The sequence below is a fragment of the Vibrio sp. Vb1166 genome (assembly GCF_033338695.1).
Lineage (GTDB): Bacteria > Pseudomonadota > Gammaproteobacteria > Enterobacterales > Vibrionaceae > Vibrio > Vibrio alginolyticus.
On the sequence record NZ_JAWOTE010000001.1, the window covers coordinates 149,804 to 166,516 of the forward strand.

A 16,713-nucleotide genomic window follows, 5' to 3' on the forward strand; every position below is an offset into this window, starting at 1 on the left:
CCTCTCCTGAAGATGACGGCCTTATCAACATGGCCGGGTTATCATAATCAACTTAAATATTTAATTTTTTTATAGGAAAGGATTAGCTAAAGATTCAGCCAATTCTTTCTTGGTTGATTAGCTGTGCGGTGGGTATACTCCCGCAGTGGCAATTAACCAATTAATCGGCAATACCGGGCTCAGAATATTAAGTGGCATTGAACCGCCTGTTTCAGTCACAGTTACAGTACCTCCGCCCGAGCCACTACCAGACACACTTAAGCCTTCGATCTCGGTCAAATCTGGTTGCTGAAACGTCGGTTTATAGAACCCGGGGGTAGAGTTTTGCGCTATATACGAATTACTATCGGGTACCTGTGTATTTGCAGCATTGGTAGCAACCTGCATCCTGCCTGTTACAGGTGCAGAAGTGCCAAGAGGGGTAAAAATTGCCGTATGTAAGTGTGCTGGCATTTGAGTTATATCAATAGTTACCAGTTCAGTACCCAATCTTTCTCCCTGATGATAATCCATCCCCCCAGGTCGTGTGCCTACACCAACTGGACTGCGGCCACGCAAATCAGGTAAACCAAAGGTAGTTCGGGCGTCACCTCCGTATAGAGTGCTAACTAGAGAGAAGAGCGCTGGATTATCTTCAATTGCCTGCATTTGCCCCGAGCACATTGCCCAATTTCTAATTGCAAAATTGCCACCAAATGCGGTTAGTGTCCCAAGATACGGTTCTGTAGCCATACTGTTCTTCCTTTCAACGTATACACTTAAGTTAAAACCAGCCCATAACGAAATTGGTGTGGTTGGTTAAAACTTTCCAATCTCGCATTACTAAATACCGTTACGGGCTTCATCACTGCCGCAAAGAGCCGTATTGAGATATTTATTTACTCACAAGCAGAAGCGTGCTGGAGCAATGACATCCCAGCATCTAGCCCAGCCATTTGCGCATAGCGATAACCCGAAAACACGCCTTGCGGTGTAGCAATAACATCTATTGATATGGCGCTATCTAACGTTTTCACTTGTAACCCATGTTGTGGGCTGATCTCGAGAATTCTCCCCGCCTCTACACCGACTAAAGAAGTCTCCATTGCGCTTGCTTGCAAAACATTGGCGACACCACTTGGCAAGCTCAACATCGCACCACCGAAGTCATGATTGCCTGCTCGCACTAAGTTGACGATTTCGCGACTCGTTTGCACGTTCCAACGAAGGTGCAGATCATGTTGGTTTACTGCTCGTGCCACTTCGTTGGGGTTTGATACTTGTTCACGCCAAACCAGCCCTTGCTTTTGTTGCGCGATGAGGAAGTCATACATCAGCTTAGCCGTCATTTGTGACGCTTTTTGCTGAGCACTGGTTAAGGTCTCAAACGGGTGAAATGGTACCTCTAACTCCATTCCTATAGCGCCGGAATCAGCCGATGCCTCAAGACGATGCAGGGTGAGGCTAAAGGTGTCTAAACCCTCTCTTAATTGCCAATAGAGAGGCATCGGGCCTCGATACTCGGGCAGCTTTCCCGGATGAATGTTGTACAAGTTTCCGTTGAAAAACTGACACAGCGAGGAATGAACTATGTGCCTGAACAAATAGATAACGCCATCCGTGACTCGCCAAACATCGAGTTGCGCTATCAAAGCACTGCTGTCATTGGCGGTATACTGAGCAATATGAATCGATTGAGCGCTCAGATAGCTCTGTAGCTGCTGTAAGTCAGGATTTAGTTCTCCTTCCGGTACTACCACGCCCGCCAATTTATGCTGTTGTGCCAACAACTGAATGATGGGCAAGGCGTAACAACTTCCTGTAAAAACGACGTATTTTTGCTGCATATCGAAATCATCCATGGGTGGCGACAAAACCTGGCAATCCGGTTAACTGATAATAGAAACTGACCTTATCCCCTCCCTTCGCTTCAAAGTAATGGTGTTCAACAGCTTTGGGCTTGGCATCCACATAAAAAGTCATGTCGGGTTTAGGATGGGTAATACCAGAGTCGTATTGTCCGACCATCGCATCTCCGTAAGTATCGATATGGCTGTAAATGGCGAGGATACGTTTTGCCATATCTGGCACATCTTTCGGCAGCTCAATGGTGTTGCCTTGCAGCATTTTTATTCCACCATCTAGCTCAAAAATCTCGCTTCTGAGCAACATGGCTTTATTGACGTTAAGAATTTCTCCCAGATCAATTCGATCATCGATCGCTTCCGGCTGGCAATGGTTGGAATGTGCATACTCTGCTTTTTCCCATTGTTGATTAAATTCCGTCTCCCCGATGACCATCATGGCGCGCACAGATACCTGATTGGGGATCATTTCGCCTTGAATATGTAAATATTGAACCAAATGTTTCGCGATGCTGAGGAACCCTTCCCGACTAAAGCCATGCTGCATCGCTTCAAGTATCAGGAGATCAAACGTTTGAGTTGGCGAAAATTGGGTAGCATCTTCTTCCACTAAGGCTTCAATGTAGTCTGCGATATCGAGATCCGCGATCAATTGATTGAGTGCTTTAATGGCTCCGGGGTGAATATCTACTAGTGTCACCTGAAGCTGCTCTGCGCTAATTCGATCACTTTGTTTGTAGTGAGCAAGTAAAGGCAGCAGCAATGGTGCAAAGGGGCCGCAAGCTGGATAAAGCACTTTAACCTGTGACTTGTTGGCAAGCATATGTTGGATAGCTTTGTTTATACCACACGCAAAGCCTTTAATTCGGTACACATCTTTGATGGTGTGTTTACAGTTAAGTGGGGACATCACCAGCCCAGACGTGGAAATGTACTGTCGGGTCAGTTCCTCTTGAGTGAGTTTAGCCAGAGAAAGAGATTGGCAAGCGTTGCCATACATGCTCTGAAAGGCTTGCACCAGTGTTCGGTGCTCAACTTTCGTCTCCTTCAATACGAGCTCAACTGCCGCAGCGAAACTCTCTTTCAGTTGCCGTTGGCGTTCAGCCGTGCTGAGTTGGTTTGGGAGCATAGCCTCAAGTTGAGTCCGTAATGAGTACTTAAGCAGCTCATCCATTTCGGGTTCAGCAAAACCAAACTGTTGAGTTTGTTGCTGCACTTCTTCAACACCGACCGTCTCACGAGATTGAGGACGTTGCTGGTAGAATTCTATAGATGAGCCTTTTTGCATAATTCATGAACCTCACTTGCCGCTGTAGCAGTAGTTAATGATGTAACACACCTGTACTTGAGAAAAACATATGCCAGAGGTCCGCGTTACAATATCTCAGCTCCCGGCTCTAACTTCATAAACCGTACTGACAAAATTGGGCAGAAAAATTGAGATAAAAACAGTTCTAATCCTGTAAATTCAGAGAGTAGTAAATAGTTAGGGTAATAGGCCTTTCGATGTGATTCTTCTAAAGCAAGCGCTTGCCAATCCCCTCGATGGCAAGATCGTTTGACATATGGCAGCCACGCAGTCTCCTTAATAGAGGTAAGCGCGGCACTCAAGTGTGGTGTAATATGAAAGCCTTTTAACAGGCAGAAAAAGCCAATATCCATAGTATAAAGCCAACTATTTATAATATTGAAATTAAAATAATTTTTTCGGCAGTTATTTTGAAATTGCCGATATTTGATTTATAGACTAGAAAAAATCAGTTAGCCAGAATAGAGAGCAAAAAAAACACTAAAAATAAGATTGTCAATTTATATCTCTAAAATTAAAGAATTTAATTTTTAAAGTTTAATGAAGCCCAATATAAGTTTAAGGTGTGCAATCTTTTAAAAGATATAAGTTTAAAGATATTTCAAAAAACTTATTAAGAAAAACATGAACTCACAAAAATAAATATCAAAATTATTAATAAAAAAAACACCACTAATATAACAATGAATTAAGGTGGTTTGAAGATTAAAATACCCATTTCATTTTCGTATATAACATTTTAACTACTAGTATTATATATGTGGTGAAATAAGATAAATTTATTCACTCAACATATCCAATCGATTCAGGTTTACTGGGAAAAGCTATACGTTACAACGGAGTGAAATATGGCAAATAGGGATGGAAGAATTCCACTCAACGTATTACGACTCAAAGAACTGAGAAAGAAATTAGGACTGAGCCAAGAAAAACTGGCGGAAGAATGCTTTCAACAGGGTTTTGTCGTATCTATTGCTTCTATAAAGCGAGCAGAGTCTGGGGCGAATGTGCTGTATCGTACCGCATCCAATCTCGCGGAATACTTTTCTGTCCCCGTAGAGGACCTTTTAATAGATCGGGCCTCAGAACCATTATTTACAAATGTATCTTCATCACCACCATATTTTTTTATTTTTGCAATCGAAGCAAAGTGTGATTTGACCGCAAAGGCTCTGCAAACCTTACTTCTCAGCCAAAACACTACACCCATAATACAAAACCGAACGTTTGTTCTTACTTGGTCTTTACAGGAATCGGACGAATATATTTTTGAGCGAATTCGACAACTAGCCCTTCAATTAAAGGTTGCTCTTTCGGCTTCGATTCGGTCTTTTATCAATGTGAAATACATGCATCGAATCACTGAGCTATCGGAACATCCGAATGCGATAACCCCAATCAATGAAATCCTAGTTAAAATCCCTTGGGGAGAAATAGCTGCTTGTCCTTGCTTTATCTCGTCCAATTGTGCCAGACCAATAAAACCTTTTCTAACAGGAGAGCCAGACTTCAACAACTGGCATTTTGTATCCTTACACCAAAACCATACTGACTGTTTCGTAGGGCGTAAACTTGAACTAGAAACATTGAATAGCGGAATCAAGCGATGGCAAAAACAAGAAGCAGGCCAAACGTATTGTATTACTGGTACCGCAGGGATAGGAAAGACCAGCCTACTCAACCAGGTCATTTCGTCTTTGAGTCGTTCTTCGTGTTTAACCACAGAGATTCAAATCCTGAATCATGGCAGTGCTGATCTCTTGTCCCCTCAAAATATATTCACTCGGGCAATTTGTTCATTTACTCGTGAAGATACCGATGATTCTATTCGTCAGCAGACTGTCGAGTCATCAATTCCCTCTTCTTTCCATCTCTGCCTTTATTGGTTAATGGGGGTAACACTCAACGAATCAGAAAAACAGCTGCTGAACTTAATGGAGTTCCAAACGCTGAAACAAACGATAGAGCAATCTATCCCTTTCTTAATTCAACAACGGCAGAGCAGCAAACCGCATTTGATTATTGTTGAAGATGTCCATTGGGCCGACGAGGTAATGTTGGCATTTCTTGAGACACTGCTACCTTATATTACAAACACCAATATTTTACTCTTTCTGACGTTTAGGCAGCAAAAACGACTTAGTTCCAAACAATCTTGGTTTGCCAACGTGAATCTAATCGAACTTAGGGAGTTATCATCTGAAGAGTCTTACGAGTTAGCTTGCTCAATCACATGCCAACAGAATAAACATATCAATGACTGTATAAAGCTTGCGAAAGGCCATCCTCTATACTTACGCCAAACACTACTTTGTTCTCAGTTTGATAAAGACGTTCCGGAGTCATTGGAACATTTAGTTTCGATACAATTAGCTCAACTTCCAGCCCAAGATCGCCAAGCACTCTGTACTGCATCTGTGTTGGGGCAGTACTTTCAACTGGAGCAACTGCGTGAAATCACTCGAATTCCCGGCTACGTACCAGATAAGTTAGTCGACGCTGGCTTAGTAAAACTCAATGGCGATCAATACCTTTTCCATCATGATTTGATTTGTAATGCTGTTTTCCGTCAAATAGACAAGTCACAGTGTTCAAAAATACACATGGCCTGCGCAAAATGGTATGAGAACCGAGATCGGTTCTTATATGCAGTCCATATCAATCATGCCAAGGGCGAAGGTGTATTTACTGTTCTTGACCAGACCGCCAAACATTACCTGAGCAATTATCAATTTGAAAAAGCACTGACTCTTATTGAATACGCTATTAAAGAGTCACCTAAAGCACAGATGGCGTATGCACTAAATATGAAAGGAAACTGCCTGTATTCGATGGGACGCATCAAAGAGAGTATTGAGGTTCTTGAGCAAGCGATTCATCACACAGAAAATGATTCTGAACGTGTTCAATACTATTTAGACCTCATTAACCCCTACCGTTTAACCGACAACTTTGTACAAGCGATGTCGATTTTAGACCAAGCCCAAGCCCTGTGCGAAAAGCTGACGTTAAATAAATCTTTGTGTGAAATTCACTCGATGAGAGGTAATATGCTGTTCCCCACTGGGCAGCTAGACGAATGTGAGAAAGAACATTTACTTGCATTAGATTACAGTCAACGAGCAAACTGTTTTCGCGCGAAAGCAAAATCGCTTGGCGGCCTCGGTGATTGTGCCTACGCACAAGGAAAAATGGCTCGCTCATACGAGCACTTAACCGAGTGTTTGCAACTGTGTGAAGAGCATCAGTTGCTTTCGATTGAAACTGCCAATCGCTACATGCTGGCAACAGTGATGATCTATCAACTGCAATCTGACGAAGCACTAAAACAGGCTCAGCATGCCTCGAATCTTGCCTATCTCACGGCAAACCGCCGAGCAGAAATTGTTTCTAGGCTTACGGCTGCATGGATCTTTCTCGACCGTAATGTCTTGGTGCAAGCTGAAAACGAAATCTCGACCGCTCTACAACTTTCAAAACAGCTTAATGCTCATCGATTTGTCGCTTTTCTTTTGGAGTCCAGTGCAAGATTGCACTGGTATCAGGGAAAAGAGGAGAAAGCCCTTTCGGACATCGACACGGCTCTAGATCTTGTTCATATCAATAAGCTACACAATTTTATTGGTCCTTGGCTCGTATCTACCAAGGCACTTATTTGTGGCGATGAATCAACGGCCCTCTCCGCTTTGCGCACTGGTGAGGCTTGGCTAGAATCTACCTGTGTTGGTCATAACTATTTACGCTTTTACCAACAAGGAATCCAAGTAGCGTGGCAGTATAAGCAGCCTACGCTACTTCGAAAATATCGCGATAAGCTGTCTAACTTCACCCAAGAAGATCCGCATCCATGGGGTGATTTTTATATTGAACAAGCGAATCTGATGCTTGCCTTACTCGACCAGTCCAGCTCCGTCTCTGAGTTGTTAAACTTCAATCAGGCCGCGCGTAAGCATCAACTGAATCAGGCTCAAATAAGTGTTGATGAGCTCGACCATTGGCTCTCCACATCTACTCAACCATGAAATATTCAATAAACGAAGAAAGTCGATTAATTGCACCGTCAAGTCATCGTGTTTACTCGATTTACCTCGTCAAACACAGATATTCGAAACCATCGAATATCTGTGTTTTGGCACAGTGTCATCGCTGATGAGATTTATGCTGGCGCAAGATCATTTTGCTCCACCTTAAAGTTCTCGATGCTAGGAACATGCTCAGGCAAAAGTAGAGTAACGCGTTGATTTGCTGCTTCAATCCATTTACCTGAACTATTTTTATATCGATAGAATGCCACGCCTGATTTCCAATCATCATTAAGTAGGAGGTTGAGCGTTACGTTATGAAGATCAGCTCCTAAAGGAGCAATGCCTAGATAAGGCTGGTAGCCCTGCAACGTCACCATGATATGACAATCACGCATCGTGCATTGATAGTTGAAACTACCATTGAGATCAGACACCACATTTAACGGTGGGTTAACGGCCTGAAAGATATGTCCTTTACCCACTATTGATTTGTCTTCGCTGGCCACGAGTAGATTAACATCGAAGCTCACTCCTCCAGGTAAGCCGTTACCAATTTGATAATGAGCAGTAAAAATTGCTTGTGATTCTTTTGAGTCCATTTTCATTGTGTTCTCCAACTGAATTTATTGTCGTTAGTGACCCATTCAATGTAGATAACACGTCATTCTGGTTCAGTATCAATTTAGGCTCAGATCTACTTGACTACATAAATTATCCACGGTCACGCAGATGCCGATCGTTCTTTTCATCAACCAGATATTGTTGCTCTCTCGCTGATGCTTTTGGCGATTTGTACAGAACAACTGATACCAAACTGATATGGTGAATGTATGCATTTGGTTTAATATTTGAACAACTATTCAATACATAAGCCAAATGGAAAAAATAATGGAACATGAATGGATGCAGGGAACTAAAGAAAACCAAGTGGTAGAACAGCACCCTAACCCTCAAATACAACGCCTCGCTGTACTTAGCGCGTACTCAATCTCAGGCAATAATGCCAAACTGTTTATTCAGAAAATGGATAAGTGCGGTTTTCCTAAAGAACGATTACTGACACCTCTTGAAAACACGGTTTCACCGGTTCCCGGTTTGAACCAATATCAAGTCGAGTCACTCATCTTCAATACTCGCTATCAACACCAACCCTTTGTCATTGTCATGTGCGAAAGTACGCAAGAAGTTCAGCAAGCCTATCTAACAGCAACTCAATTCAATCTCCCGATTCGTGTTCGCTCAGGAGGGCATGATCACGCAGGTGAATGCAGTGGTGACAACGTCATTTTGATTGACGTGAGCAGAATTAAGACCTTCCAATTGTGTGACAATATTGCCACCATTGGTGCTGGCTATCGCTTCTATCAACTGACACCAAAACTTGCAGAGCATGATCGAATGATTGCACATGGAACCTGTGCCACAGTTGGGTTGACTGGCTATATTCAAGGCGGAGGATGGGGCCCTTGGACGCGAAAATACGGCATGTGTTGTGAGCACCTAGTGAGTGCAACCGTGGTATTGGGTGATGGTACGATCACAGAAGTCTCAGCAGAGTCCAACCCTCACCTATTTTGGGCACTAAGAGGCGGCGGAGGCATGAGCTATGGCATTGTTACCGAGCTACGCGTAAAAACATTCCCTTTACCCAAAGAGATCCACCGCTTCGAGCTTCAGTGGAACCTCTATCCAAAAATCAACGGTATGCTTCAGCCAATACCAACGCACCCTACCATAGATGTGCTAAAAAATTGGGAGCAGGCTATAAAAAGCCTCGATACGCCTAAACTTCTTGGCACCAACTTGCAAATTGATGCTCTGCCTGAATCATCTAACCACTGTGATATTGAAACCATCAGCCATCAGCCATCACTGCACCATGTATGGCTACTGGGAAGGAACAGAACAAGATCTTCACCAATTTATAGCCGTTCAATTTGGCGCTTGCTTCCCTGATTTAGTTCAAGTCTATGAAGCACATGGCACTGACTTTGACGGGAAGAAATACGATCACTCCCTGATGAGCACATGGGGGCGCGATTCTTTGTGTCAAAACGGTTCTCCTTTCCCTCCCGATTATGACGCCCCAGCACCTCACAAAATCACTTCGCGATTGGTGTCAGAGCGAGGTCTTAAACCAGAAGGCTATACTGCACTTTTGCAAAGCTTAACTTCACCTTTGATAAAGCCAGAAAACCGCGATCAAGGGCTATTTAGTTACGTAACCTTAGGGGCGATCACTGGCGGTTTTTATCATCACTCAGACGACCTTGAAGACATATCTTTCCCCTACCGCCAGTGTCAATATACAGTCCAATACCAAACCTGGTGGAATGAAGAGATAAAGCAAAAACTAGAACTACAAAATAACCCAGTACTTGTTGATGTAAACAGAGCCATGGACTGGATTGATAAAGCCAGAGAAGCTGATATACCGGGAACCTATGGTGCCTTCATCAGCTTTAAAGATCCGGCAATTCCGACAAGCGTTTATTTTGATCGAAGCTACCGCGACTTAATCGGTATAAAAGAAAAATACGCTAAGGATAAGTTTAATCACCTTAGAACTAATAAGACCATCATTTAACATCAATATGCATCTTAAAAAGCATATATTAACAGAACGTCATTTGGCCGTTCTATCACGTATAGAAATTAAAAAAGAGGAAAAATTATGACAACTAAGGGTTCATTTTACGTTAAAAATAACTCCAACGATAAAATCACCGGATATGTGAGATTTAAAGACTCTCCGGAAATGGAGGTTCATTTCGACTTGAATATTGGCGAACAATCTGAATCTGCTAGTTTTGAATCCGGTGCCGCTACCCATGACTCCTGGTATTACAGTTTCAAAAAGGCAGGTAAAACCTATACTGGGGACAAGTCCTGTGCATACTATGCAAAAGATGAAAATAAAGGCCCCGTCGTTGTAGAAATCTTTAATGATAATTTAAAAATATCTCCACCACTTAGCGGTTCTTGTGAGAAAACTTTATAGCTGCTCACCTGATTCATCACTTCGCCCGAGACAGTTGCACAACTTCTCGGGCAGTTTCATTTCTCGGTATTTGGATTGAAGACTCTCCCCATTTTCAATCACAATCTGAAATTGTTAACTTTATGTTCTCACTTTATATCACCACTGCAAGATAATCGAATAAATACAAATCACTTTTAAAATAAACTTTAAATCTAGAGTAACCAAGATTGAAAAAATAAATATATTATTAATTTCTAAGATCAAAGAGTTTTACTTAATACATCACTTTTTATTTTAACTCTATCAACTGATACTAAACTGCTACTGACGTTTTTTGATTGAATGCTTAACTTAATAGCATGCGCTTATCTCAATGGCTAAAACCATTACTAAAGCGCAATTCATCTATATCCACGTAATCTCTAAGCATTTGATTCAGAGGGTTTCTTGGATATTCATCATTCAAGATAAACAACGGAAAGCATGGCTATGTGTACAGATGTTAATATCAATTATGGTTGCAACAACCAAACCTTATCCGCTAGAACCATGGAGTTTGCAGTTAACCTTCAGACCGAGATTTGGTTTAGAGCCCAACAAACTTACCAAATTACGACCTTTACTTCCGACGGAAAAGCCGACCGTGTTTTCAATGGTCAGCCGCCAAAACGTCACAGTAAAGAATGTGAGTTTCGAGCAAATTGGCAGGGAGAGTTGAGCTTCATACACTGCAATGCCATTACCCGGTATAATAACCCTCTTTTAACAGCTGATGGCATTAATGAATCTGGCCTTTCTGTTGGGTCACTGTACTTGCCCATTCTCAATCAAAATGTATCGACCTCTCACATCCCTGATGATGCCTTTGCATTAGGCAGCGGCCTGTTTGGTACTTTTATCTTGTCTACGTTTAATACTGTGGACGAGATGGTGACCTACTTCACCACCCACCCCGTTTACGTGTTTAACTCGACTATTTCAACTGGTGAAACAGAGAGTGACAACATGGCTTTGGACCAGCATTTCGTGATTCACGATGCAAATAATGACAGTGCCGTCATTGAGTTTCTTAACGGTAATATGCATATCTATCGAGCATTCAAAGAAAGCGATATGTTCAGCAAAGAGGAAAATCAGCAAGCACGCTATCAATGTACCGAATACGACTTTGATGATTATAAAGTGGTTGTGGACCACTCCTACGTTGGAGTAATGACTAACTGCCCAAATTACCATTGGCATGTCAATCACCTCTCTTATTTTTCCAATTTGCGCAACTACAACCCAGAACCGAACAATGAAGCAACCATGCAACGTCATGTCCAAGTGCCTGGCCCACTTCAATCAATCAATGGCGCTGGCTTGATGGGTCTACCCGCCGACCCAACACCGCCGTCTCGATTTGTACAAACCTATGCAATTAAGCAGTTAAGCGAACAACCAACTAACTTCGACGAAGCCTTCTCACTCGGACAAAAGCTACTTAATCGCGTTGATATACCTTTGGGCATCATGGCGAATGAGTTTGAGACATCCGATAACCCTGAAGTCTTTTTTAGTGATATTACCCAATGGAGCGTTATTAGACATAACAGTCATCAATCACCCGCGTTCTATCTGCGTACTTACGGAGACATGACTTGGCGAGTCGCTAATGTCAAAGACTATATTGGGTTAAATAGAGACTGTCAGATTTCAAGCGTTTTACAGCTCATGCCAGTTACAACATCATTACCGTTTGAACAAGTCGAATCTCGACCAACTATTAAAATCGCTTAGAGTTAATTTTGAAGCGCAAACAAATGAGAAGCAAAAAGCCAGAGTAAGAAATCAATCTCACTCTGGCTCATAGCTGCATATAGTATAGTTTTATCTGCTATAGATATAACGTATGGTTGCTTTTACACTTTTTACATTCAGTCGATTTACTCTTTACCGAACACGTTGTTCTCTTGTTCTTGAACACGGATGAATGTAGTACGCTTGGTTAGCTCTTTAAGCTTTGCTGCACCTACGTATGTACATGTTGAGCGAACGCCGCCAAGGATGTCTTGAATAGTGCCGTGAACACTACCACGGTATGGCAATAATACGGTTTTACCTTCGGCCGCACGGTAGCCAGCGACACCACCTGAGTGCTTGTCCATCGCGCTCTTCGACGACATGCCATAGAATTTCATGAACTTCTCGCCGTCTTTCTCGATCACTTCGCCGCCTGACTCTTCGTGACCCGCTAGCATCCCACCTAGCATTACGAAATCCGCGCCACCACCGAATGCTTTCGCTACGTCACCCGCACAAGAACAGCCACCGTCACCGACGATCATGCCACCAAGGCCGTGCGCTGCATCACCACACTCGATGATTGCAGAAAGCTGCGGGTAACCAACACCCGTTTTTACACGAGTTGTACATACAGAGCCTGGGCCGATACCCACTTTAACGATGTCTGCACCAGCTAGGATTAGCTCTTCACACATATCACCAGTAACCACGTTGCCTGCAGAAATGACCTTGTCTGGGAACTCTGCTCGCACGCGTTCAACATACTCGACCAAATGCTCTGAGTAACCATTTGCAATGTCGATACAAATGAAAATAAATTCATCTGAAAGTGCCATGATGTCTTTGGTTTTTTGGAAGTCTGCGTCAGATGTCCCAGTAGACACCATAACGTTATTCATGGTTACTTTATCTGCTGATTTAGCAAACTCAGCCCAATCTTCTACCGTGTAATGCTTGTGAACAGCGGTCATTACACCATGCTCAGCTAGGGCTTTAGCCATTGCAAAGCTACCAACCGAATCCATGTTTGCTGCGATTACTGGCACACCAGACCATTGACGACCACTATGCTTGAATGTAAAATCGCGGGTTAAATTTACTTGAGAACGGCTCTTAAGGGTAGAACGTTTCGGGCGAAACAGTACATCTTTAAAACCTAACTTAAGTTCTTGTTCGATACGCATTGTGTAATTCCTTGATTCATATGTATATGTGTCATTTCAGAGTGCGTAGTGATTTCGTTGGCAGACGAGTTCACTGTTCTTCGGACACAAAAAAACCGGAGCGTTGGCAGACGCTCCGGTTTTCAGCATTATAGGCTGTGATTTATTTCCTACAAGTCTGATATTTGAATTTTTTTTGTGATACCATCTTGAAAATCGCATATCAAAAACGCTCCCCAAGTCACCAAAACCTCTTATTATTTATAACTATCAACAACTTGAGAAAGCACTTAAGTTAACCCATTGCGCAAACCTTTGCGTCATATCTTAAAAATTAAAACGCATCACCTCTCAAATCTGCCTAAAACTCAATCACCTAATACTAAGATGCCCTGCTAATTCGTAAAAAAGTACTCAAAAAAATCGACCAATTTTCTCAAAAATGCATGAAATCTAATTAAACTCGATAGAGCTCTTGGGTGATAGCGGTACGAAGAGTGCTAACGACATCACTTGCCAAAAGACCAATTTGACCATTCTGACTCACGTTTATATCAGCAGCATGACTGTGAAGTACCACACCTAAACGTGCGGCAACAGAAATTGGTAAACCTTTGGCTAGTAATGCACTAATGACTCCAGATAACACATCTCCCATTCCCCCCGTCGCCATTCCGGCGTTACCCGCTAGACAGACGTACATTCTCGTTCCATCGTAAATAAGCGTCCCCGCGCCTTTTAAAACCACTACACCGCCATAACGCTCTTGCAGTTGTCTTGCCGCAGAGTATCGGTCACTTTCTATTTGTTGAATGGTTACATTTAGTAGTCGAGCTGCCTCTCCAGGATGCGGCGTGATCACTCGATGGTTGTCGCACACCAGAGTGCCATCGCACCGCTGGCTCAGCATCGCTAGAATATTGAGGCCATCAGCATCAACAACTTTAGGTTTCTGCTCTTGAGCCAGATATTGATAGGCTTGATAAGCCCACTCATCATCTCCAAAGCCAGGACCAAACACGAATACGTCAGCCCAGCGAATGCGTTTAGTTAAGTCGTTCTCAGTATCCCTGAGTAAGTCAGCGGTGATGCTCTGGCTCATTACTTCTGGGCAACCAACCTGCAGTGGAATAAGGCTACTCGTGTGAGTAATTGCGGCAGTTAAACCCGCTCCGGCTCTAATCGCAGCGGAGGAACATAAACGAATCGCTCCAGACATCCCTTGATTGCCACCAACACAAAGCAACTTCCCGTTGTCACCTTTATGGACCGTTGGATTTGGCTTGGGCATTAATCTTGAAACAACCTGATGATCAATACCTAATGCACTTTCTACTTCGATAGTATCAAACTTAGTATTGACGCCTAAACCACAAAAGTAGAGCTCGCCAACTCGATCTCTCGCTTGTCCAGTGCATAAGCCTTGTTTAACCCCAATAAAGGTTACAGTATGCTCGGCACGAATAGCATCACCTAAAACTGCACCTGTATTAGCACACAGACCAGAAGGAACGTCGACTGCAATCACAGGGGTATGAATTTGATTAATTTGGTCAATATAGCGACGATACTCCGAACGAACCTCACCGCTTAAACCAGTGCCTAACATGGCATCGATGATCACATCTGCTTCTAGCAATGCGGTATTCCATTCATCCCAATCATTGTTAACACCGTCGATTGACTGCCAGTCTTGGTATGCGCGCAAAGCATCACCTTTTAGCACAGATACATCACCAATTTGGAAAACATGTACATTGAGTTGAGCTTGTTTCGCAAGAGATGCAAATACGTAACCATCGCCACCGTTATTCCCTTTACCGCAAATCACTAAGATATTTTTTGATTTAGGATACAGATGTAAAAAGCGCTCATACACGGCCATACCAGCGCGTTGCATTAAGCTATACATAGAAACACCAGTCATTTGCGCAGCCAGCGTTTCACCGTTTTTTACTTGCTCTGCGGTGTAGAGTTTTAGGGCGAGATTAAAGTCCATATTCACGTTCTACGCATTGGGAAACACAATTATAAGTATACAAAAAAGCCAAGGCGGACCTTGGCTTTTGAGAAAGTTTTTTATCGCTATTGATTCTGAGACATCAGAGCTTCAGCCGTCGCGTCTTGTATAGACAAAAACAACGAGTTGATTTTTCCAGTCGGTGTGCGCATTGGGTTCAACGTAACATTCTGGTACATAAACTCCGCTTGCTGCGTAACTGGTCGAACATTGCGACAGCAGAATAAGTAAGGTCGTTGTCGCCATGTGATGAAGCTGCGACAGCCTAGGTCATACACTGGTTTTGTTTTTAATTTAAACCACTCCTGTGGGATTTCAGGGAAGATATCAAATATAGAACGACCTATCGCATCATGAGACTGCAAACCACTGTGATGAGTCATAAACCCATTCCAGACCTGTACATTGTAATCTCGATCAATGACCACTAAGCCCATGTCAACGTTTTGTACCATATCCACCATCCAATGGAATTGTTCAAACTCTGCTGGCATATTCAACATTAGAACTCCTCCATTAGATAAGACAGTTTGTTATCAAGCAGCGGCAAGGATTCGTCCACAAACATAAACAACAAGTCACAACGAATCGACGTTCCTTCAATGTTGTAGCTCACTTCGAATGTCATCGTGCGGCTGAATGCTCCAGTTGTAGATTCAATGATCGAGTCAATTGAGATGTGCTGACCAAGGAGTACCGGTGGACTTTGGAAGAATCGGACTTCAGACTGCTCGCCTAAACCATTTAAGAACGACCCCACCAAAATATTAGAAATATCCATTAGCAGCTCAAGCTCTTCTAGCTCTTCGCTGTCTGCTGGTACTTTCATCAACTTTTTGAGATCAGATACGCTTGAATCACTCAAAATCACTAGCGCTTCGCCAGCAATACCTTCGCCACAAAATCCCTGACAAACGCCCGATACGTTGTCATGCGACGCCAAGTCGCGTAGCGCCATGTGAAGTTCGCTCACTTCAAAGATATTGACGTTCGGCAGAGGTAGTTGCACAAACACGTCAAAGTGACGCGCCAACGCATCGGCTGCTCGACCAATTGAAACGTTAGCCACTTCCATGTAAATATCGCGACGACGTAAAATCGGTAACTCAATAGAGACAGGCGTGATAATTTGAGGACGAGGTTCTGGCTCGACCAACTCTTTAAGCGCCTTCTTGAGTTCATCTTTGGCGATCGGTTTTTGAATAAACGCTTTTGCACCCAGTGCGAACACGCGCTCTTTCGCTTTAGGTTGGATATCCCCCGACACAACAACCACCGGAGTTTTATCCCCCAACCGTTGCATGTGCTCTAGTGTTTCAAAGCCATCCATTTCTGGCATGGTCAAATCAAGAAACATCAATTTAAACTCGTTTTTTTCGAGTTCTTCTAGCGCGTTTTTTCCGTGGATAGCAAACGTAATATCGGCATTCAATGTGGCTGGTAGTGATCTCGCCATCTGTTTGCGTGCTAACGCTGAATCATCACAGATGAGTACGGGAAAAGACATTCAATCACCTTTTTATATTCCACAATCTGCGCCGGAGTCTAACAGATTGTTACAGCATGTAATACGAGAAAACTGAC

At 43.0% G+C, this 16,713-nt stretch carries 13 protein-coding genes; 5 read left to right on the plus strand and 8 right to left on the minus strand.

All coding sequences use genetic code 11. The features are described 5' to 3' along the window. Positions 1–117: 117 nt before the first annotated feature. The 3 genes from R7E51_RS00545 to R7E51_RS00555 form a co-directional block, all read right to left on the minus strand. Complete coding sequence (locus R7E51_RS00545; RefSeq protein ID WP_005373442.1) at positions 118–732, minus strand: phage tail protein; 615 nt, start codon at positions 730–732, stop codon at positions 118–120. Between the two features lie 146 nt (positions 733–878). Beyond that, complete coding sequence (locus R7E51_RS00550) at positions 879–1,826, minus strand: formyltransferase family protein (RefSeq protein ID WP_224721233.1); 948 nt, start codon at positions 1,824–1,826, stop codon at positions 879–881. A 7-nt stretch (positions 1,827–1,833) separates the two neighbouring features. Further along, positions 1,834–3,132, minus strand: a complete 1,299-nt coding sequence (locus tag R7E51_RS00555) for a hypothetical protein (protein WP_085569137.1) — start codon at positions 3,130–3,132, stop codon at positions 1,834–1,836. A gap of 869 nt (positions 3,133–4,001) precedes the next feature. Between R7E51_RS00555 and R7E51_RS00560 the strand changes: the two genes are divergently transcribed. Continuing rightward, entirely contained in the window at positions 4,002–7,175 is a 3,174-nt protein-coding gene (locus R7E51_RS00560) for an AAA family ATPase (protein ID WP_025767914.1), read from the plus strand. Between the two features lie 134 nt (positions 7,176–7,309). Here the strand turns inward: R7E51_RS00560 and R7E51_RS00565 are convergent, their stop codons facing one another. Then, on the minus strand, positions 7,310–7,783 hold the full coding sequence (locus R7E51_RS00565; RefSeq protein WP_005373450.1) for a DUF1842 domain-containing protein: 474 nt from the start codon (positions 7,781–7,783) through the stop codon (positions 7,310–7,312). A 283-nt stretch (positions 7,784–8,066) separates the two neighbouring features. On the opposite strand from R7E51_RS00565, the gene R7E51_RS00570 reads away from it, so the two are divergent. From R7E51_RS00570 to R7E51_RS00585, 4 genes are all read left to right on the plus strand, one after another. Further along, entirely contained in the window at positions 8,067–9,134 is a 1,068-nt protein-coding gene (locus R7E51_RS00570) for an FAD-binding oxidoreductase (RefSeq protein WP_242531374.1), read from the plus strand. Next, entirely contained in the window at positions 9,058–9,765 is a 708-nt protein-coding gene (locus tag R7E51_RS00575; protein ID WP_242531373.1) for a hypothetical protein, read from the plus strand. The genes R7E51_RS00570 and R7E51_RS00575 overlap by 77 nt, the downstream gene beginning before the upstream one ends. A gap of 87 nt (positions 9,766–9,852) precedes the next feature. After that, positions 9,853–10,179 (plus strand): hypothetical protein, encoded by a 327-nt coding sequence (locus tag R7E51_RS00580; protein WP_005373454.1) that lies wholly within the window; start codon positions 9,853–9,855, stop codon positions 10,177–10,179. Between the two features lie 471 nt (positions 10,180–10,650). Beyond that, complete coding sequence (locus R7E51_RS00585; RefSeq protein WP_017635214.1) at positions 10,651–11,940, plus strand: linear amide C-N hydrolase; 1,290 nt, start codon at positions 10,651–10,653, stop codon at positions 11,938–11,940. 146 nt (positions 11,941–12,086) lie between these two features. On the opposite strand, the gene R7E51_RS00590 is transcribed toward R7E51_RS00585, so the two are convergent. From R7E51_RS00590 to R7E51_RS00605, 4 genes are all read right to left on the minus strand, one after another. Then, entirely contained in the window at positions 12,087–13,130 is a 1,044-nt protein-coding gene (locus tag R7E51_RS00590; RefSeq protein WP_005373458.1) for a GMP reductase, read from the minus strand. Between the two features lie 436 nt (positions 13,131–13,566). Next, entirely contained in the window at positions 13,567–15,108 is a 1,542-nt protein-coding gene (locus tag R7E51_RS00595; RefSeq protein ID WP_171342602.1) for an NAD(P)H-hydrate dehydratase, read from the minus strand. Between the two features lie 86 nt (positions 15,109–15,194). Beyond that, positions 15,195–15,632: a PAS domain-containing protein gene (locus R7E51_RS00600; RefSeq protein WP_005373463.1), complete on the minus strand. Its 438-nt coding sequence runs from the start codon at positions 15,630–15,632 to the stop codon at positions 15,195–15,197. Continuing rightward, a complete protein-coding gene (locus R7E51_RS00605; RefSeq protein ID WP_005373466.1) occupies positions 15,632–16,636 on the minus strand; it encodes a response regulator in 1,005 nt (334 codons plus the stop codon). The genes R7E51_RS00600 and R7E51_RS00605 overlap by 1 nt, the downstream gene beginning before the upstream one ends. Positions 16,637–16,713 lie beyond the last annotated feature (77 nt).